Origin of the sequence: Cecembia lonarensis LW9, assembly GCF_000298295.1 — a bacterium.
Lineage (GTDB): Bacteria > Bacteroidota > Bacteroidia > Cytophagales > Cyclobacteriaceae > Cecembia > Cecembia lonarensis.
Genome location: NZ_AMGM01000050.1, coordinates 1 through 19,970 on the forward strand (window position 1 = coordinate 1; position 19,970 = coordinate 19,970).

The window sequence follows — 19,970 nt, forward strand, 5'->3', positions numbered from 1 at the left end:
AAGCAGCAGGTTTTCAGGTGTTGGAGGGGCTTTTAGAAGTGTTTTCAAGGGCACTCAATCACAAGTATTACCAAACCGAGTTGTTTTCAGGGAAAGACAAAAGTATCCTGCGCTTGTTGCCTGAGGAGTTTCCTCTGGAAGGTTGGGGAGAACAAGTCAACCCCTATCCTCTGTTACGTGCTTTGGTGGATTTCATATCAGGAATGACAGATAAATATGCCCTTTCTTTGTATAGACGAGTCAAGGGAATTTCCCTTCCTGGGACTTGATTTGGAATTACAAATAAATCCGTTTGCCTTCCTTATGGCTTAGGAAAGCGGTTTCAATGATTTCCAAAACCAAAATGGCTTGTTCCATATTGACTTTAAGTTTTGCCTGTCCCTGTATAGTATCAGCGATATTTTGGTAGAAATGCCTATAATCTCCACGTTCGGTAGGATAGGAGGTGCTTACATTTTCCAGGTGAATTGTACCCCAAGCATCAGAATTTTCAATTCCCCAGTTTGGACCCTCTGGTTTTCCACCTGCTTTGAAGGCTTTTTCCTGAACATCCAGCCCATATTTGACGTAACTTCCCTTCTCTCCCAAAACCAAAAATTTTGGTAGGGGGGCATTCACCATCACACTGGCAGTTAATCTAGCCTTCATCCCCTTGTACATGAGGGTAACGTCAAAAAAATCATCCGCTACTGCACCTTTGCGCTGCTTGAGGATTTCGGCATATATCCATGTAGGTTTTCCAAAAAGCATTACAGTTTGATCGATCAAATGTGTGCCCAGATCGTAGGTAATGCCATTGCCAGGCACATCTTTTTCCCGCCAATTATCCACCAACTGAGGTCTGAATCTGTCGAAATGGGATTCAAAATGTACGATTCTTCCCAAGACCCCTTCATGCAGCAGCTTTTGTATGGTCTGAATATCGCCATCCCAGCGGCGATTTTGGAATACGGAGAGGACCAAGCCTTGTTTCTCGGCAATTTGATGTAGCATCCTGGCTTCATGAGCATTCAACGTGACTGGCTTATCCACTACCACATGCTTACCTGCTTCCAAAGCCATCTTGGCTTGAGCGAAGTGGAACTCGTTGGGCGTAACAATGATGATCAGATCAGCAGCATCGGCTTCCAGTAGGGCTTCAAGACTTTTGAAAATGGTCACTTGTGAATATTTTTCTTTTGACCTTTCCTGGTTTCTCTCTACTACGGCCACCAGTTCGAGGTCTTCACAAACGGTAATCAATGGGGCATGCATTTTTTCTCCTACCGACCCAAAACCTACCAATGCTGTTCTGATTTTTTTCATCTTTCTTAATTCTTCATTTTTGCATTAATGCTGATGCCCTCCAGGCCCATGCACATGACCATGGTCGATTTCTTCCGGATCAGCCTCCCTAATAGAGACTATTTCTCCTTTGAAATAGAGGTCGAGCCCTGCTAAGGGCGAGTTAAAGTCCATATGGACGCCTTTATAGTCAATTTTGATAATTTCACCACGCAGTTGGTTGCCTTGGTCATCCTGCATGGGGATTACCTTTCCTACCTTTAAGAGCTCTTTTTGCTTCTTGCCATCTTCTTTGAAGTTAGACTTGGGTACGATTACACGTTTGCTTTCATCGTAGTCCCCATAAGCATTTTCATAATCAATGAACGCCTCAAAACCTTCTCCTGCACTTTTTCCTAGAATGGCCTCCTCTAATTTTGGCAAAATATTCCCTGTTCCAAATAGGAAGTAAAATGGCTTTTCCTTGGAAACACTTTCAAAAAAGGTTTTTCTTGTTTCACCATCATCGACATGAAGTTCATAAGACAGTGCGACAACTTTATTTTTTTCTACAATCATTTGTGAGAGGCATTAATTGAATAAACTTTGATCATTTAACTATCAAAGATAACTTTTTCCAAAATAATCCGGATTAAATTGCCCACTTCTTGCCGGCCAATAATCTAAACCTTTGTTTTCCGATTGAAATACAAGACTGCAGCAAAGCTAGCACCTAACGCATTTAGTTTTGTTTTTTGCTCATTTTGATTGATTCTGGCCCAGCCGTATCCTATCTTGGTCTCTAAGGCTACACATTGATTCAAAAAATTAGCCATGCCAAACTGAAACTCAGTAAGGGAAGTGCTGCTGTTTGATTTAGAATTAGAAATTGAACCGTGTACGTTGCTGTGATATGTCGTCCAGTTTCTGCCAAAACCAGTCAGAAATTGGGGGAAGATGTAGGTGTTTTGTGTAATGGGGATCATATATCTTGCCATGGGTCCGATATGGCCGGTCAGACTTCTGTTTTTGTAATTCATATCCATACCCCAAGAATCTTTGTTTTCTGATTTATAACCTGAAAAATTTAAATTGGTAAAATAACCCAAGCCTATCCTATTGCTTACCATAAATAAGTGAAAGAGGGAAAGGTCAGCATCGTAAGAGCTCGTTTTATAAGCGCCTTCATTCTGGGGATAGCTTTTGACGAATACAGATTGAACGCCAAATAATTGACCACCCTTTTCAACTTGGGCAAAAGATGATGTTGAAATCAAGGTGATCGTAGCAATTAAATAAAAGATTTTTTTCATAAATGAGGCCTTTAGTTTTTTGGGCCAATAACCATATAAAAATTGAATAAAAAAATAGGTGATAAACTTTTAGGTGAAATTATTTTTTCCTCAAAAAAATGCAGAGAAAATGTGTTGAAGCCATTGATTTATTAGAAAAATCGATGGATTTAAAAATCATACTTAAATCCATCCTGCCCCCAAAGCAACAGAAATCAAAATCAGCATAATAGCAACAGTCACCTGCAGAAATTTCAAGGTCACTTTTTTCAAAAGTTTATTCCCCAAATAAGCCCCTGCTATCGCAGAAAGGGTGGCAATCGTTACAACTTGGATATTGTCAATGATGTCTGTTTGGGCAAATCTAGTTGCATAGACACTTAGTCTGGTGAAATCCACAAAAGTTGAGACGACCACTGCAGTACCGATAAAGGCCTCTTTGGACAGACCAGCCTTGATCAAAAAAGCCGAACGTAAGGCTCCTTGATTTCCGGAAAGCCCTCCGAAAAATCCGCTCAATGCGCCTCCTATGGGGAGTTTTTCTTTTCCGAATTGTAGGTTTTGGAAATAGGGGATCAAGTCCATCAAAGCAAAAATGATCAGTAATATGGAGATAATTAACTTGACCGGCTCGACAATAAAAATACGGCCAAACATCTCATAGCTGAACAGCGGCTCCAGTTCAGTGATATTGAGCAAGACCCATGAACCCGCAAAAGCAGCAATGACCGCTGGAATACCAAATCGGATGAGGACTGCTTTGTCGGCATTTTTTCCTACCAGAAATAGCTTGAAGATATTATTGAAAAAATGGACCACCCCAGTTAAGGCGATTGCCAGGTCAACTGGAAAGAAAACCATGAAAACAGGTGTCAAAATCGTCCCCAAGCCAAACCCCGAGAAAAATGTCAGGATGGCAACGAGGAATGCGGTAAGGGAAATGATGATGATTTCCATTTGTTATGGTCTAACCTTTGGGGTCTTTTTTTGACCCCGAAGGTTTTTTAAATTAATAGCTCTTATGATAAGACCCTTGAGTACGCCGCGGCGCACACAAGGGTCAGGTGTTGCTAACCTTTGGTACCGTACGCACGGTATCGAAGGTTTTGATTTTTCACGCAACGAGCGCAACGGGATTCGCAACGAACGCAACGTGGGTTTTACCTATATTTGATGTTTTTCTTCGCTGCGATCGTTGCGTTTCCGTTGCGGCCGTGGCGAGAAACAATTTTCTTTTAACATTTAAGACCTTCGAGTACGCCGCGGCGTACCCAAAGGTCAGGGGTTGCTAACCTTTGAGGTCTTTTTTCAGACCTCGAAGGTTTTTCGAGAAAATCATAAACAGCCCAAAATTGATTTCTGAGCGAAGACCTTCGAGGTTTTTGAAACCTCAAAGGTCAGTCTACGGTATACTCAATTTTCTGCCCTTGTTTCAATTCATCTGAAGCACGACTCAATAGAATATCTCCTGTATTCAATTCTCCAAAGATTTCTGTTTTGCTATTTTTGGAAATTCCGGTCCGCACATCGACCCATTCCATGATCCCATCCTTTACACGGATCACAAACTTTTTCTCTAAAGTCGTGGCAACTGCCGCAGCTGGAACTACAAAGGAATCCTCGGCTCTATTTAAGAGCAGCGCAACCATGGCATACATGCCTGGCTTCAAGACTCCTTCCTTGTTGTCAAATTCGTATTCCCAGATTTCCGTGCGTGTTTGTGGATTGATGCTTCCTGATTTTCTTGCGAGTTTGGCTTCAAATGCCCGATTACTCAAGCCATCGGTTGTAAAACTGAGTATTTCAGAATCCGGAGCCGTTTGAACATATGCTTCGGGTACATGTACGCGCAACCTCAAGCGATCCGGCCTTTCCAAGGTCAGCATGGTTCTGTTCTGATTTTGGTTGACAAAGTCTCCGGCATCTACATCTCTTGAAGTGATGATGCCATCGAATGGAGCACGTATGTTCAGGTAATCCTGCTGCTCTCTGTAACTCTGGGCCATCAACTTTGCAGCCTGCAAAAATGCGCTATCTGCCTGATAAGTGTTTTTAAGGGCAATGATATCAGCTTCAGAAATGGCTCCCTGTGTTTTTGAAGCATTAAGGATTCTTATATACCGGTCCTCAGAGGCACGGTATTTGGCTTCTGCTTCCAATAGTTTGGTATTGGCTTCTGCAGTTTTACTTTTTATCTCAGGAGCATCAAGGGTCACCAAAACCTGACCCTTCTTAACCTTGTCGCCTATGTCTACCAAAACACGCTGCACATAGGCATCTAACTTGGTGTGGATTTCGGCTTTTTCGTAAGGCAAAAGTTCTGCCGGCAATTTCAACTCCGTTTCCACCGCTTCTCTTGCTAATTTAAAAGCACTGCGGATATCTTCTGCTTCGGAAGTTTGTTGTTCACCTGAATTACAAGAAAATTGAAGAAATGAAATTCCTATGAGGAAATGGTATATTTTTCTGTTCATGGTTACAAGATTAGGCTTCAAAATAGGTACTGGTTTTATCCAAAGGATTTAGAGAGGGGCTGATAAATGTTTTTTTCCCTACCATTTGGCGGTATACCAAGGGAAGGAAAAGCAAGGTGCTGATCATGGAGAAGAATAGGCCTCCTATCACGGCTACGCCCAATGGTGCAATCTGATCTCCTCCTTCTCCAAAACCCAAGGCCATGGGTGTGATCCCCGCAATCATGGCAAAGCTCGTCATCAGAATCGGACGGATCCTGTTGCTGGATGCTTGAAAATGGGCATTTGTTTCTCCTGCTTTTCGTAGATCCTCCGCATTGGTGACATATAGAATGGAGTTCGCCACTGCTACACCAACCGCCATTATCATTCCCATGTAAGATTGTATATTGAGGGTATGACCTGTTAGGAGGAGAAGAAGAATGGAACCGGCAACAACTGCAGGAATGATCGCCATGGTAGCTGTAGCGGTTTTAAATGATTGGAAATTGGCAGAAAGCATCAAAAATATTACTATGATAGCGATTAAGAGGCCTAATTGAAGCTCCTTTAGTGTCCGGCTCAAGAGGTCTACTTGACCTTTTTGTAAGATTTGAATGCCTTCCGGTAATTCCCCTAATTCCCCTATGGTTTTATCCAAAATCTTCACTGCTGTACCCAAATCCTTATCGTGAATATTGGCGGTAAGGGTAATGAATCGTTGTTGGTTTAACCGGTCATATTCTGCAGGAGTACGCGTCGTCTCAAATGTGGCTACATCTCTCAAAAACACTTTCCTTTTACCATCATCGGCAATAGGAACCATTTCCACATCTTGTTGGCTGGCCACCAAGTATTGTGGATACTCTACCTGTACCTGATACGCGACTGCCGAAGCTGGATCCCGCCAATAGTTGGGTTGTGTAAACCTGCTTGATGAGGTTGCTGTCACTAGGGCTTCTGAAATCTCCTTTACCGTCAAACCTAACTGACCTGCCTTTACCCTGTCAATATTGATTTTCATTGTAGGATAATCCAGAGGGCTAGCAATCTGTACATCCCTGAAAATTGATTCCTTGGAAAGTTCATTGCGCAGGCTTCGGGCAATTTCGTTGGATTGTTCTAAATTTTTGCCCAAGACAGCCACCTCAATGGGGTTGTTAGCGCCTAGGTTTAATACCTGATCCACTAAGTCGCCCGGCTCAAAAGATATTTTAGCTTCCGGCATTTCGGATTTTACCTTTTGTCTGAGCTCTTCTTTGAATCTTTCGATAGGAGTTTTGGCATTTTTGCTCAGATTAATGCGGGTTACAGACTCATGAGGGCCACTGGTCCACAAATGAATCAGATTGACAGGAAAGCTGGAAGGCTGCGTACCTACAAAGGCCGAACTGATCTCGATATTACCCTTGCCCACTACTTCTTCAGCCAAGACCAACAGTTTTTGTGTTGCCTCCTCAGTACGCTCCAAGCGTGTTCCCGTATCCAGGCGTAACCGGACTACGGCTTGTCCGGCGTCTACTTTGGGGAAAATATCCAATCCAATTAAGCTAAATCCCCCCATAAACAAGAGGAAAGCTACTCCAAAATAGAGGAATAAACTCAGTGAAGGTCTTTTCTCCAATGACTCTACTCTTTTCAAATACTTGGTTTTAAATCTATTGAATCGACTGTTTTCATCTTCATTTGTATGATGTTTCATCAACCAAACAGCCATTACCGGTACAAAAGTCATGGAAAGTAAAAAGGATGCTATCATCGCAAAGCCCACAGCCATAGACATGGGTAAAAACATACCCTGAGGTACCCCTGACATAAATAGGGAAGGAGCAAAAACTGCCAAAATACTAAATAGGATAAGAAGCTTGGGAGTCACGATTTCCTTACAACCATCCAAGATGGCCAAGGCTTTTCTTTTTCCCATCTCCAAATGCCGATGGATATTTTCGATGGTTACGGTGGCCTCATCCACCAAAATTCCCACCGAGAGTGCCAAGCCCCCTAAAGTCATGATGTTGATGGTCTGACCTAGCATGTTCAGCAAAACCACAGAGGTCAACAGTGCAATCGGAATGGTCATCACCACAATCAATGCGCCTCTTCTATCGCCCAAGAAAAGCAAAACCATCAAGCCAGTTAAAATGGCCCCCAAGCTGCCCTCAAAAAGCACATTTTTAAGCGAGTTGATGACATATCCAGATTGGTCAAATTCATAGGAAACGGCAATGTCGCCTGGTATAGATGCCTGCATACGAGGCAAGGCTTCTTTGACATTTTTTACCACTTCCCAGGTAGAGGCATCCGCTCTTTTGGTTACCGGGATATATACTGAGCGGGCACCATTTACAAGTGCGTAGCCGGTTGTTACGTCTGAGGCAATCTCAATATTGGCCAAATCTTTCAGGTAAACAGCAGGTCCTGTACCCAAGGTCAGGGGAATATTTTCGAAATCCGTGATGGTTTCTGCTACTGAGTTGGTCGGCGTTAGGAGCATTTCATCTCCCATGCGCAGGTTTCCGGCAGGAGAAATCACATTGTATTGTGCCAAAGCTGCTACCACTTCATCTGGGGTAAATGCATAGCGCTGTATTTTTTCAGGGTCCAATTTGACGATGACCGATTTTGCACTTCCTCCGAAGGGAGGAGGAGCTGATACCCCCGGTAGGGTAGAAAACATAGGGCGTACGTTGAAAAGTGCCAAGTCAGCAATTTCTCCCAAAGTTCTTGTATTGGAAGAAAAAACCAATTGCCCAACGGGTACCGAACCTGCATCAAATCTCGTAATGAATGGTGGAACAGTCCCTGGAGGCATAAATGCCCGTGAACGGTTGACATAGCCCACCACTTCTGCTGCCGCCTGACTCATATCTGTGCCTTCATGAAATATAATTTTGATCAGGGCATTACCTTGTACCGATTTAGACTCAACGGATTTCACTCCGGTAACATACAAGAAGTGATATTCATAATAGTTGGTCACAAAGGACTCCATCTGCTCTGGGGATAGACCTCCATAAGGCTGGGCCACGTAAATCGTTGGCAAACCAAAAGTTGGGAAAATATCAATCTTCATATTGCGGATGGCGAGGTAAGAAAATACTCCTATGGCCAATACCGCTACCATGACTGTGATGGGTTTGCTTAAAGCTCCTTCTATAAGTTTCATATATTATCTTTCCAATTGGGCCAAAAATATTTCCATATCACCGCTGACTGCAGCATAGTACAGCAATGCTTTCCACATTTCAGCCATGACTTTGATGCTTTCGGCCTCTGCCTTGGCCAAGTCAGCCTGACCTTGCACCAGTTCGTTCAGATTGATCAGCCCGGCATCGTATCTGGCTTGAAGCGCTTGATAGCTGTATTCCGCAGCTTGCACATATTCCGGTGCCAATGTGGCTGCTTCCAATGCTTTTTCCAAAGTCACTTTGGCAACTGTTCTGTCTTTTTCCAGCGATCTTTCTATCTGCATTTCATAAGCCTCAGCTGCTGAAATCAGGGAATTTTGTCTTTGTACCAATTTGGAGGTGCGGGAAAATTGCAAAATCGGGACGGCAACTTGAAATCCTACTCCATAATTGTATTTGGAGAAGGCTAGACCGTCAGTAGGATTGTTAAACCCTCCTTCAAATAGAATAGAAGAACCACGGGCAAAAGTTGTAGCCCAAACATTGAAGTCTGGCAATAGGGAACGGTTGAGTTCAGTCTTTTGGGCATTGGCCAAAAGGGTTTGTACTTTGGAACGCTCGAGTAGGGGATGGCTATCCATTGGTTCTTCCGTTTGAATCGGGACTTGTCTCTTGAGACTGGTGTCCAGTGTGATTGGTTTTTGGTCCTCACCTAGTAGTTCCCGAACCCTTGCCAACATGCTTTCAGCTGTTTTTTGGGCATTGAGATATTCTATTTTGGAACGGACGAATAATGATCGGAACTGTGCTGAATCTACCCCTGGGCGGAGACCATTGTCCACCAAGTTTTTGGATAGGCTTAAGTTGGATTCGTAACGGTCCCTGTTTTTCCTGGCTGCTTCCGCAATGGATTCAGCAGCCCAATAGTTTAAATAAGCTTCTGTAAAGCGCACCTGATGCTCCAAGATGGCAAGTACCTCTTGATGTCGGGCAAGTTCCTGACCAAATTTGGCAGATTGGATTTTGCTTTCTCTTTTCCCAAAAGTAAAGGGGCTCCAGTTTAGTAAGAGCGCAGCTGCAGAACCGAAAACCATATCAAATGAGTTTTCCAGTACAGGCGGACCTGAAATAGGCATTACCTGTCCGGGTAAAAACATACCCGTGATATTATTATTGGTAGAATAGACCATTTGGTAGGAGCCGTCCAAGCTTGGAAGGAAATCGGAACGCTCGTATTGTACCAGTTTTTGTGCGGCTTCAGTTTCTAAGCGTTTGGCCTGTAGTTCGGGATAATTTGCCGTGCTGATTTCAAGGAGTTCCTTGAGTTGACTTTGAGCTTGTGCCTGATAGAGTATCAGAAGAAACAAAAAGCCAGTTGTGGTTTTTTTTAACATAGGTTGATGGCTGAAAGACAAAACATAATTCACCAATTACAAAAATAACCCATGTATATACAGGGATTGTGGTAAAAATGGATGGGAAAATGGTAAAAATGAAAGTGGGGGGTGGAACCTTTGAGGTCTTTTTCTGACCTCGAAGGTTTTTTGACGACTTTTACTCCATTAAAAGATCCTCAGGTAAATATTTTTCCACATTCTCTTGATGCGCAATCCTGAATCCCTCTAAACCTCCAAACCATTCTAATGCTAATTCCCTGCTTACTTTTGATGACCTGTCGGAAAGATAAGCTTGAAAAGATGAAAATCTCCATTCAAAAGGACCTTTGGTTAGCTGATGCTTGACTGGGTTTTGATGAATGTAGATGATAATTCTGGTGAGGTATTCTTCAGACTTAATTTTCTTTCGTTTGAACTTTCTTTGAAAGAGTGATCCGTTTCTTGAAAAGACTTTATTATAGCTCTTGGAGTAAGAATTCTGAAAGTCGGAAAATGCTTTTACAAGTTGTTCATCAGAGATGTCAGAATTGACTTTTACTAAGAAATGGTAGTGGTTTGGGATCAAACAATAAGCTAAAGTTCCTACTTTATTCCCCAAATAGGTGTTGAATTTCTCCAAGAAATAAAAATAGTTATCATCTGATTTGAATAGTTTTTCATCTCCATTAGCCTTATTGTAGATGTGGTAAATTCCTTCAGGTTCAAAAATATCTGTCATATTGATAAAAACTTAATGGGCAGTAATTTATTCAAATCTTCTCAAAACTAAAAGACCTTCGGGGTTCCATGAAACCCCAAAGGTCAAGTGGTCGCCAACCTTTGAGGTCTTTTTTTGACCTCGAAGGTTTTCATGGCACTATGAATAAAATAAGGTTTTACCCTTCAACAAAGACCTTCGGGGTTTTTGGAAACCCCAAAGGTCGGGTTGCTGCCAACCTTTGATACCGTACATACGGTATCGAAGGTTTTCTAAGTAAGAATATCATATTTGAAAACGATTATCCTTTAAGTAAAGACCTTCGAGGTTTGAAAAACCTCAAAGGTCGGCCCCAAAAGTTTACCCAAAATACCTCCCCCTAAACTGATGAGGGGTTTCGCCGGTGTGTTTTTTGAAAAACTTGACGAAATAGGAGGCATCGTTAAATTGGAGCAGGTCGGCGATTTGGTTGATGTTTTGGTCGGTGTGGAGGATATTTCTTTTGGCTTCCAGAATCAGTTGGGAATTAATGTGTTCGGAGGCTGTCCTACCTGTTTTTTTCTTACAGGCTTGATTGAGGTTTTGAGGAGATGTTTGTAGCAATTCCGCATAATCTGCCACTCGGTGCAGCAAAGGGTATTTTTGGGACAATAAGCTTAGGAATTTATCGCAGAGAGGATTTTCTTTTCCAGAAGTAGAAGGTTCCGAGGCATGGTTGGCAATTTTGGAAAAAAGCACGCGCAAGTATCCTTTGATCAAATCTTCTGAATATTGATCAGGGTTTTGATAGGCTAATAAGATGTCTTCGAAAATTTGGCCGACGATAGTATCCTTCCAAGCAGGAATCCTTGTCAATTCTCCCATTTGCTGTATTTGATGCAGGATCTTCACTTCTTTAACAGCATCGATAAATTCTTCCTTGAACATCATCACGTAGCCTTTGGGGATGGCTGTAAACTGCCAGAAATGCAGCTGTCCAGGTTTTAAAAAGTAGAAGTCAGGAGTTTGTATCTGATAATTTTCTGTCTCTATCCAGTGAAAACCTTCCCCTTCTGCGATTAAAATCAGTTCGAAGTAGCCTTCGTGTTTATGGGGTTTGGTCTTTTTGATTAAAGGCTTGAATCTGGAGATTTTAAACAGCTCTTGGGATTCAAGCTTGTTTTTGGTGGATATGGGGGAGGAAGGAATCATAGGCTTACAAAATTTGAGTAATTTCCAATATATTCCAAACTTATAATCTTAGAGAAGGTTCTTTGGGGTGATGAATTGGATTTTTAGATTATTGAGGCGAGGTTAGATCGGAAGTTTTTTTAATTTTGACCTAAAGCATACCTTTCGAAAATGACAAAAATCATCCCACTCTACCCAACCTCCATCAAGTTGAAAATCAATCTTGAAAACATGCCATTCCCTATCTACAGGAAGGTAGTAATACCAGCTGATATCACTATGAGTGAACTGCACCTGATCATTCAAGTAGCTATGGGCTGGGAAGATTGCCATTTGTTTCAGTTTAGTGACAAAAAAGAGCGGCCTAAAATAACTGCCCAAAGGAAAATGGAAGGAGATGATTTTTGGGGAAGTCCCCACGGAGATACCTATGATGCGGATGAATTGTTCCTTTTGGAATTTCTAGAACATACTGATGGGAAAACCTTCTGGTACTGGTATGATTTTGGGGATGATTGGTGGCATAAGATTTCTATTCAAAAAGTAACCCAAAAGGACTTGGACGGATTTGATGGCGACACGCCTCTATGTACTGAGGCTACAGGGCTATGCCCACCAGAAGACTGTGGTGGTCCTTGGGGTTTTGCCCAGCTTGAAGAAGCCATCAATGAACCCAAGCATCCTGAGTATAAAAACTACAGAGAATGGTTGGGAATCAAGGGAAAGAAAAAAATAGATTTCGAGAATGTAAGTATTGAGGCTATCAATAATAATTTGGATTTGCTGTGGAATGCATGGATTGATGAAGAGGGGGATGAGTAGGTTTTGAATTTCGGTTTTCTTGCATAAATTGAGGTGCAATTATTTTGAAAAATTTTGAACAAAACTTTTTGAAAGATGAATAATCAATTATTTAAAAATACGAGCACAAGGATGCTTAGTCTTAATTTAGGAACAAGTTCGATTGGTTTGGCCATTCTTGGAAATGAGCCATCATGGTTTTCAAACCATTTTACGAAAACACCTGAACACAGATTTTCTGATCCGCTGCTAAAAAATCTTGAAACTTTAAGATCAATAAAAAAACTAAAAGCTGGGTGGAATGGACCTGAGACAGGTCCTTTTACTGATGACTTGATCCAAAAAGTGTTTACAATTTTACACTCGCTTCCCTTTCAACCTGAAGTTTTTCCTACAGGGAGAAATAGCATTCAGTTGGAATTTGAGCAGGGAGATGATTATCTTGAGTTTGAAATTTTTGAAAATAAAATTTTTTCCTTAATACAGTTTGGTGGAAAAGATGAGGAAAGGGAAGTATCCGAAGAAGAAGTTTTTAAGCTAACAGAAAGTTTTCATGCTACCACAGAACATTTCTGACGAAGAAATTTTATTCAGGGCCATCAAACCATTTCCTAACTGGTGGAAAGTTGATATTAACCGTCCTTCATCTGCTGCTTTTAAAGACTCAAGAGGAGTTTCTGTTGACCGTGATGCCGGTCGACAAAGTTCCCGAGTTGTACAAATTTTAAGAGCTAGGTTTCCAAAACCTGACAGGTTTCTGTTCTTTTCAACCCTTGTACTTCCCCTCTTTTCTACTAATTTTACAAGTACACCTTTTTAGAATCAACATTCGATATGCCCACTTTACACTGGATAGGCAAGGAAAAAGTCATCAACCACCATCAAGAGGTACCTTACAAAGTCCTGGATAAAAAATACGATTATAACTTGGAAGAGGGCGAAGCACCCTCGGGTAACAAAATCATCCATGGCGACAACCTCGAAGCCCTAAAATCGCTTCTGCCAGAGTACGAAGGAAAAGTAAACTGCATCTATATAGACCCTCCCTATAACACCGGCAACGAAAACTGGGTGTACAATGACAATGTCAACCATCCCAAAATCAAAAAATGGCTGGGAGAAGTCGTGGGCAAGGAAGGTGAAGACCTTAGCCGGCATGACAAATGGCTTTGTATGATGTATCCAAGGTTAAAGTTGCTACATAAGCTTCTTTCTCAGAATGGTGTTATTTTAGTTTCAATAGATGAGTTCGAACATGATTATTTGCATTTAATTATGGACGAGGTATTTGGCCGGTCAAACAGAGTAGAAACATTTGTTTGGAAAAAAACTTATGGGGGAGGTGCTAAGAGTAAGCATATTGTAAATCTCCATGAATACATTCTTTTTTACTCAAAAGATATTTCGACATTAGAAAAAATTGAATTGCCTCCTGACGATTCTGTATTAAAATATTATAAGTATAAGGATGAGAAATTCCAGGACCGAGGACCATACAGACTACAGCCATTGGCTACTACAAGTATGGACGATAGACCAAACTTAAAATACCCAATAGTTTACGATGGAAATGAAATATGGCCTAATAAACAATGGCAATGGAGTAAAGATAGAGTGGAATTAGCACTTAAAGAAAATGAGCTTTCAATTGAGTGGAATGAAAAGAAGAAGTCTTGGACAGTTAACTATAAACAATATCTAAAAAGCAAGGAGGGGGATTTAAGAGGGAAAAAAGTTTACTCCCTGATTGAAGGATTCTATACACAGCTGGGTACTAACAGACTAACATCTTTATTTGGGAGAAAAGTCTTTAATTTCCCGAAACCTGTTGAATTGTTGGAATATCTATTACAAGCAACTACTAAAAAAGACTCGATAGTCCTAGACTCCTTTGCTGGTTCAGGTACTACTGCCCATGCGGTATTGAAGCTTAACCAACAGGATGGCGGCAATCGGAAATTTATCCTGGTCGAGATGGAGGACTATGCCGAAAGTATCACCGCAGAGCGGGTGAAGCGGGTGATACAGGGCTATGGAGAAGGAAGCAAAGCCGAAGTGGGCACAGGTGGGAATTTTTCCTATTATTCTCTCGGAGAGGCCCTTTTCGATGAAGACCATAACCTGAACGAAAGGATTCCTCTTTCCCAAATCCGAAAATATATCTGGTACTCGGAAACCCGCTCCTCACTTTCGGAAGAGAAAGCTGAGGATACAAGCTATCTATTGGGCAAGCAAGAGGATACCGCCTATTATTTTATCTACGAAAAAGATCGACTCACTACCTTGGATTTTGAAACACTTTCTGAACACATCACAGAACGAGCAGATCAATATATCATCTATGCGGACAATTGCCTCTTACCTCAGGAATTGATGACCAAGCATCAGATCGTTTTTAAGAAAATACCTAGGGATATAACGCGTTTTTAGCATGGAACTCAAAGCATATCAACATAAAGTACTCAATGACCTGCGGGAGTATCTTAGCTATGTGCAGGAGCATAAAAAGCTGGATAAAGCATTCAATCAGTATTGGGAGGATAAGATCGGTCCTTATGATCCTTTGAACAATACAGGTATGCAGCCTTATAAAAATACTATTCCCAACGCTGCCAATGTCTGCATGAAAGTACCTACAGCAGGAGGGAAAACCTTTTTGGCTGTAAATGCGCTCCGAACAATTTTTGATGCCTTCGACCCTAGAAAACCCAAAGCTGTGGTATGGCTGGTTCCTTGGAGCAATCTCCTTGATCAAACGGTCAATAACTTAAGTAATCCGGATCATCCCTACAGACAAAAGCTCAACGCGCTTTTTCATCATCGGGTGCAAGTGTATCAGAAAAGGGAGTTGTTGAATGCTTCCAATTTTAACCCAACTGTAGTTGCTGAGCAGTTGAGCATCATTGTGATGAGTTTCTCCAGTCTTCGCTCCAAAAAGAAAGAAGACCGAAAAGCCTATCAGGAAAATGGATCTTTGGCGCCTTTCGTCGCCCAATATGCGGATACCAGTCATTTATTGGAAGATATCGATGAGACAGCGCTGATCAATGTCATCCGAAGCCTGAATCCGGTCCTTGTGGTAGACGAAAGCCACAATGCTGAATCGGACCTCAGTGTGGACATGTTGCGGAATCTTAATCCATCCTTTGTATTGGATCTCACCGCTACCCCAAAGAACAATTCCAATATCATCAGCTTAGTGCCGGCCATCGAATTGAAAAAAGAGCACATGGTCAAGCTTCCTGTCATCGTGTACAATCATCATGACAAAACGGAAGTGGTCAATTCTGCCCTGCATTTGAGGTACAAGCTAGAGCAACTAGCCATCGCTCAGAGAGCAGAAGGAGGCAAATATATCCGACCCATTGTACTCTTCCAGGCACAGCCAAGAACAGGGGAAGAAAATACCACATTTGACAAATTGAAGGCCCAGTTGATTAGCTTGGGAATTCCCGAGGAAGAAATTAAGATCAAAACTGCCGAGAAGGATGAGCTTAAAGGTATAGACCTGATGTCCGAGTCTTGTCCTGTTCGTTTTATCATTACCATCAATGCCCTCAAGGAAGGATGGGATTGTCCGTTTGCCTACATATTGGCTTCCTTGGCTGATAAATCTTCAGCGGTAGATGTGGAGCAGATTTTGGGAAGGGTATTGCGTCAGCCTTATGTGATGAAACATGCTTCTCCTCTATTGAATATTTCCTATGTACTTACCGCATCCATGAAATTTCACGACACCCTTCAGAACATCGTGAAGGGTTTGCAAGCATCGGGTTTTAGTGATAAAGATTATCGGAAAAAAGACCTGACTTCCGAAGAATCCCGTGCCAAGGCTACCAATCAAAGTTTGGAAGGTTTTCTCTTTCCGGAACAACAGGAAATACCCTCAGAGGAATCCCTGGACGCAAACAGAATCGCTTTACCCACAGATACTGACGTTACAAATGAGAGTATGGGCATTGTCCAAGGCATCATAGGAGAAATTGAAGAAATTGCCATTGAGCAAAACAAGGAAATGGAGGCGGCGGTGTCCCAGCAGCTATCGAGTCCAATTGACCCGCATATTTATTCAGAAATGGGAGAAAAAGTCAGAACATACGGAATTCGGTCATCTTTGAAAGAATCGGTAGCCGACGTGAGATTGCCCCAATTTCACATACAAATCCCCAATAATCCACTTTTCGAAATGGGCGGAAGTACGTTATTGAACCAGGAATCACTTTTGTCCAATTTCAAATTGAGCAAATACGATACCTTGCTGGATTTTGATCAGATTCAAGCAGAGCTGTACAAAGTAGACATCCAAGAAAGCAAAAAAGATGAATATACTCCCTCCTTCACCAAAATCGAGGATTTGGTTGTGAAGGAGCCTATGATGGAATATATCTTGGCCAAGCCTAAAGAAAAACAGATCAAGGATATTGTTTACCAGCTCAATGAAATGATTGGCAACTTGTATCCAATTCCAGAACAGGAAATCAAGCTGTACATCACAAGAATTTTGGAAAGCATGAATACGGATCAGTTGCGGGACATACTCGCCCGACGCTTGGTCTATTCGGAAAAAATCAAGGCAAAAATCAAATCTCATGCTGATGCTTATGCCGAAGAAAAGTTCAATGACCTGATTACTGTTGGGAAAATAGAAACTATCGCAAGCTGGAAATATCCAGAAAGAATTGTTCCGGGAAAGGTAGGCCCTTCCATCAGTAAGTCGCTCTATGAAGCCGAAGGTAGTATGAACGGGTTTGAGGTCAAGGTGATGACAGCTATTTCCTCTCTTCCCAATGTCAGCTATTGGCACCGTAACTTAGGTAGAGGAAAAGGTTTTGCGATCAATGGTTTTAAATCCAATCATTATCCTGATTTTATCATCGGCACTAACTCAGGAAAAACCATTCTTTTGGAAACCAAAGGAGATGACAGAGACAATTCAGATTCTGAGGCAAAAGCCCGTTTGGGTCAAAAATGGGCTGAATTGGCAGGTAAGGATTTCCTTTACATGATGGTTTTTGATCAAAAGGAGGTTAAAGGCGCCTTTTCTTTTGATAAGGCCAAGGATTTGATCAGACAGATGTGATGGATAAATTTGAAACGTATCAAATTGCCAGAAGTCTTCAATCGACACCTTCCTGCTTTAAGGTGTTGATTGATTTTTATCAACAATTTAAAGGCGTAAACAACAACAAGGTTTTTCTTGATTTTTCACAGATAAAATTTTTGGATGCCAATATGACTGCATTTTTAGATGCAGTGATTTACCGATTGAATTGCGATTGCGGGCATGAATTTTATGTGGATGCACAGGATATTGATACTCGATTTGAAATTTTCAGAAGAAATGGATTTTTGAGCAATGATTCGGGGCAATACACTTCATTTGGCAGTATGGAATCTTCAATCAAGTTAACGCGATTTTCTCCAGTAGATGACGAAGCCTATTATGTTTATTTGGATAGTCAGCTTTTTGACCATACTGCTTTCAGAAATATTCCAAAGATAAAAAAAGACCTAATCAATCAATTTTTGGAAGTATTTTCAAATATCCACTTACACGCACAAACAAAAGACCCTGTATTTGCATGTGGCCAATATTATCCGAGCAAAAATTTACTTAAATTTACTCTTGTTGATCTTGGAGTAGGCTTTTTGGAGCCTATTTCAAACTTTACAAAAAACAAGGTCAATGAGCCAGAAAAAGCCATTTTATGGGCACTTGATGGTAATACAACAAAAACAGACCATCCTGGAGGTTTGGGGCTTAGTAGCATCAAAACCTATTGTGAGAAAAATGGACACTCTTTCCAAATAATTACTGATGGTTACTGTTGGGGGAATAAGTTAGGATCCTTATCTTTAAGAAAACTAAGCCACTTTCCTGGAACTACGATTACTCTGGAGTTTAACTGTAAGTGAAACATTTACAGTTATTTCGAGTATTTGTTTTAGAAAACTTTTAAATTTGCAGTCCTTATGATAACAGTAAAGAATATAATCGGTAAATCTATAGCGGTACTTTCTTCTGATGGGCTTAAACTCTACAATGCAATAGTTGAAGATTTAGCCCAAAATAATCCTATTGTAATAGATTTCGACGGTCTCGATCAGATTACCTCTTCTTTTTTAAACGCTTCTATTGGCAAAATCTGGATGAATGCACCTGATTTGGCTGAATCTTTAAATTTTAAAGGCACTTCCACTTCATTGAAACAAAGAATTGAACTAGTCAAAGAAAATGCCTTAAATAAGGGAAAAAGCCAATTGAGGGATGAAGCTATTAGAGAATATATGCAGGAAGCATAATTTTTTTTATTATGGCTGGTGATATACAGCAACTTTCAATGCACCAAATTGACTCGCGCAAAAAATATTTTTTGGATTCAAACATTTGGATTTTTGCCTTGGGAAACATTACCAATCCGAACAGGAAGGAATCTATTTACATTGAATTTGTTGGAAAACTACTAGATAAGGGGCTTGTAATTCATTCCCACAGTGTAGTAATTGCTGAAGTTTTTAACGCTATATCCCGAATTAATTTTAAGAACTATAAAAATCATCTTCTTTATGATCCAAATAATCGGTTGAGTTCTACTCAAATTGAAAAGCTGGATTTCAAAAAAGATTATAGAGGTACGGAGGACTATCTTTATAATTTAGGACTATTCAAATCTGAGTTCGAAGTTTATGCCAATAATATCAAATTGATCGACAAAGATTTGGATTTAGATATTGGCTATCTTGTCAAGAATGTGGACGGAACGTCAGACTTCAATGATTATCTATATTATGAAATGGCGCTTGATCTGGGATTGACGATTGTTACTGATGATGGGGATTTTGATTATCAAGGCATTGATATTTTGACTGAAAATCAAAAGCTATTATAAGGAAGTGTTCATTTTTATTAAATTCACTCTTCACCTTTTTCTTGAATTAGAATGGCCCTATTTCCAACCAAATCCCGACTTGCCCATATCGTCTTTGAACATGATGATAGGGCATCAAAAACCTTTGATGTGGTACTCTTAGTAGCCATTCTGTTAAGTGTGGGAATTGTTATATTGGATTCTGTCAAAGAGCTACATGATGCCTACGGTACTTATTTTTATGTTTTAGAATGGGCTTTCACGATTCTATTTACCATAGAATATGGTTTGAGACTTTGGCTAAGCAAAAGGAAGCTAGGATATATTTTTAGTTTCTATGGATTGGTTGATCTCTTAGCGATTATTCCTACCTATTTGAGCATTTTCTTTATAAATACACAGTTCCTGGTTGTGATTAGATCATTAAGACTATTAAGAGTTATTATGGTATTAAAACTCGGTAGGTATTTGAAGGATGCTGAGTTTCTTTCTGATGCCTTAAGGGCCAGTAGAAATAAGATTCAGATTTTTATTGCGTCTATGATTACAATAGTATTGATAGCGGGTACTGTAATGTATATTGTAGAAGGCCCTGAGAGTGGATTTACCAGTATTCCTATGTCTATGTATTGGGCAATAGTAACATTAACAACCGTTGGCTTTGGAGATATCACACCTTTAACACCTATTGGAAAGTTGATGGCTTCTATTATTATGTTGATGGGTTATGGCATCATTGCAGTACCGACTGGAATTGTTACTTCGGAAATGACTCAGGCCAAAAGTCGCAGAAAACTGGCCACGGCTAGGTTGTGTCGAAAATGTGAACAATTAGTCATGGACAAAGAAGCATATTTTTGTAAATATTGTGGAGAAGAATTGCCGGAATTAAAGTAGCAA

17 protein-coding genes and 1 pseudogene are annotated in these 19,970 nt (G+C 40.8%); 9 read left to right on the top strand and 9 right to left on the bottom strand.

All coding sequences use genetic code 11. The annotated features are described in order from the left end of the window. Window positions 1-269: pseudogene (locus B879_RS14115) on the top strand (dGTPase); the annotation flags it as partial. Window positions 270-276: 7 nt separating this feature from the next. On the opposite strand, the gene B879_RS14120 reads toward B879_RS14115, so the two are convergent. From B879_RS14120 to B879_RS14160, 9 genes are all read right to left on the bottom strand, one after another. Then, window positions 277-1,305 (bottom strand): oxidoreductase, encoded by a 1,029-nt coding sequence (locus B879_RS14120; protein WP_009185871.1) that lies wholly within the window; start codon window positions 1,303-1,305, stop codon window positions 277-279. A 24-nt stretch (window positions 1,306-1,329) separates the two neighbouring features. Next, window positions 1,330-1,842 (bottom strand): FKBP-type peptidyl-prolyl cis-trans isomerase, encoded by a 513-nt coding sequence (locus B879_RS14125; RefSeq protein ID WP_009185872.1) that lies wholly within the window; start codon window positions 1,840-1,842, stop codon window positions 1,330-1,332. A gap of 104 nt (window positions 1,843-1,946) precedes the next feature. Then, window positions 1,947-2,576: a hypothetical protein gene (locus B879_RS14130; RefSeq protein WP_009185873.1), complete on the bottom strand. Its 630-nt coding sequence runs from the start codon at window positions 2,574-2,576 to the stop codon at window positions 1,947-1,949. A gap of 162 nt (window positions 2,577-2,738) precedes the next feature. After that, window positions 2,739-3,512: a sulfite exporter TauE/SafE family protein gene (locus tag B879_RS14135; protein WP_009185874.1), complete on the bottom strand. Its 774-nt coding sequence runs from the start codon at window positions 3,510-3,512 to the stop codon at window positions 2,739-2,741. Window positions 3,513-3,952: 440 nt separating this feature from the next. Then, window positions 3,953-5,029, bottom strand: a complete 1,077-nt coding sequence (locus tag B879_RS14140) for an efflux RND transporter periplasmic adaptor subunit (RefSeq protein WP_009185876.1) — start codon at window positions 5,027-5,029, stop codon at window positions 3,953-3,955. Window positions 5,030-5,039: 10 nt separating this feature from the next. Beyond that, a complete protein-coding gene (locus tag B879_RS14145) occupies window positions 5,040-8,174 on the bottom strand; it encodes an efflux RND transporter permease subunit (protein ID WP_009185877.1) in 3,135 nt (1,044 codons plus the stop codon). A 3-nt stretch (window positions 8,175-8,177) separates the two neighbouring features. Beyond that, window positions 8,178-9,530, bottom strand: a complete 1,353-nt coding sequence (locus B879_RS14150; RefSeq protein ID WP_009185878.1) for a TolC family protein — start codon at window positions 9,528-9,530, stop codon at window positions 8,178-8,180. Window positions 9,531-9,690: 160 nt separating this feature from the next. Further along, window positions 9,691-10,251, bottom strand: a complete 561-nt coding sequence (locus B879_RS14155; RefSeq protein WP_009185879.1) for a transposase — start codon at window positions 10,249-10,251, stop codon at window positions 9,691-9,693. Between the two features lie 339 nt (window positions 10,252-10,590). Further along, complete coding sequence (locus tag B879_RS14160) at window positions 10,591-11,421, bottom strand: helix-turn-helix transcriptional regulator (RefSeq protein ID WP_009185880.1); 831 nt, start codon at window positions 11,419-11,421, stop codon at window positions 10,591-10,593. A 150-nt stretch (window positions 11,422-11,571) separates the two neighbouring features. Here B879_RS14160 and B879_RS14165 point away from each other — a divergent pair, with 150 nt between their 5' ends. The 8 genes from B879_RS14165 (at window position 11,572) to B879_RS14205 (ending at window position 19,967) form a co-directional block, all read left to right on the top strand. Then, window positions 11,572-12,222 (top strand): plasmid pRiA4b ORF-3 family protein, encoded by a 651-nt coding sequence (locus tag B879_RS14165; RefSeq protein ID WP_009185881.1) that lies wholly within the window; start codon window positions 11,572-11,574, stop codon window positions 12,220-12,222. Window positions 12,223-12,297: 75 nt separating this feature from the next. Next, entirely contained in the window at window positions 12,298-12,777 is a 480-nt protein-coding gene (locus tag B879_RS14170; RefSeq protein WP_009185882.1) for a hypothetical protein, read from the top strand. Window positions 12,778-13,035: 258 nt separating this feature from the next. Then, on the top strand, window positions 13,036-14,631 hold the full coding sequence (locus tag B879_RS14180; RefSeq protein WP_009185884.1) for a site-specific DNA-methyltransferase: 1,596 nt from the start codon (window positions 13,036-13,038) through the stop codon (window positions 14,629-14,631). 1 nt (window position 14,632) lies between these two features. Further along, the gene (locus B879_RS14185; protein ID WP_009185885.1) at window positions 14,633-17,281 is read left to right on the top strand and encodes a DEAD/DEAH box helicase; all 2,649 of its coding nucleotides are present in this window, start codon (window positions 14,633-14,635) and stop codon (window positions 17,279-17,281) included. A 65-nt stretch (window positions 17,282-17,346) separates the two neighbouring features. After that, entirely contained in the window at window positions 17,347-18,117 is a 771-nt protein-coding gene (locus tag B879_RS14190; protein WP_238542142.1) for a hypothetical protein, read from the top strand. 57 nt (window positions 18,118-18,174) lie between these two features. After that, a complete protein-coding gene (locus B879_RS14195; RefSeq protein WP_009185887.1) occupies window positions 18,175-18,504 on the top strand; it encodes an STAS-like domain-containing protein in 330 nt (109 codons plus the stop codon). 11 nt (window positions 18,505-18,515) lie between these two features. Beyond that, window positions 18,516-19,091 (top strand): PIN domain-containing protein, encoded by a 576-nt coding sequence (locus tag B879_RS14200; protein WP_009185888.1) that lies wholly within the window; start codon window positions 18,516-18,518, stop codon window positions 19,089-19,091. Window positions 19,092-19,142: 51 nt separating this feature from the next. Continuing rightward, complete coding sequence (locus tag B879_RS14205; protein ID WP_009185889.1) at window positions 19,143-19,967, top strand: ion transporter; 825 nt, start codon at window positions 19,143-19,145, stop codon at window positions 19,965-19,967. Window positions 19,968-19,970 lie beyond the last annotated feature (3 nt).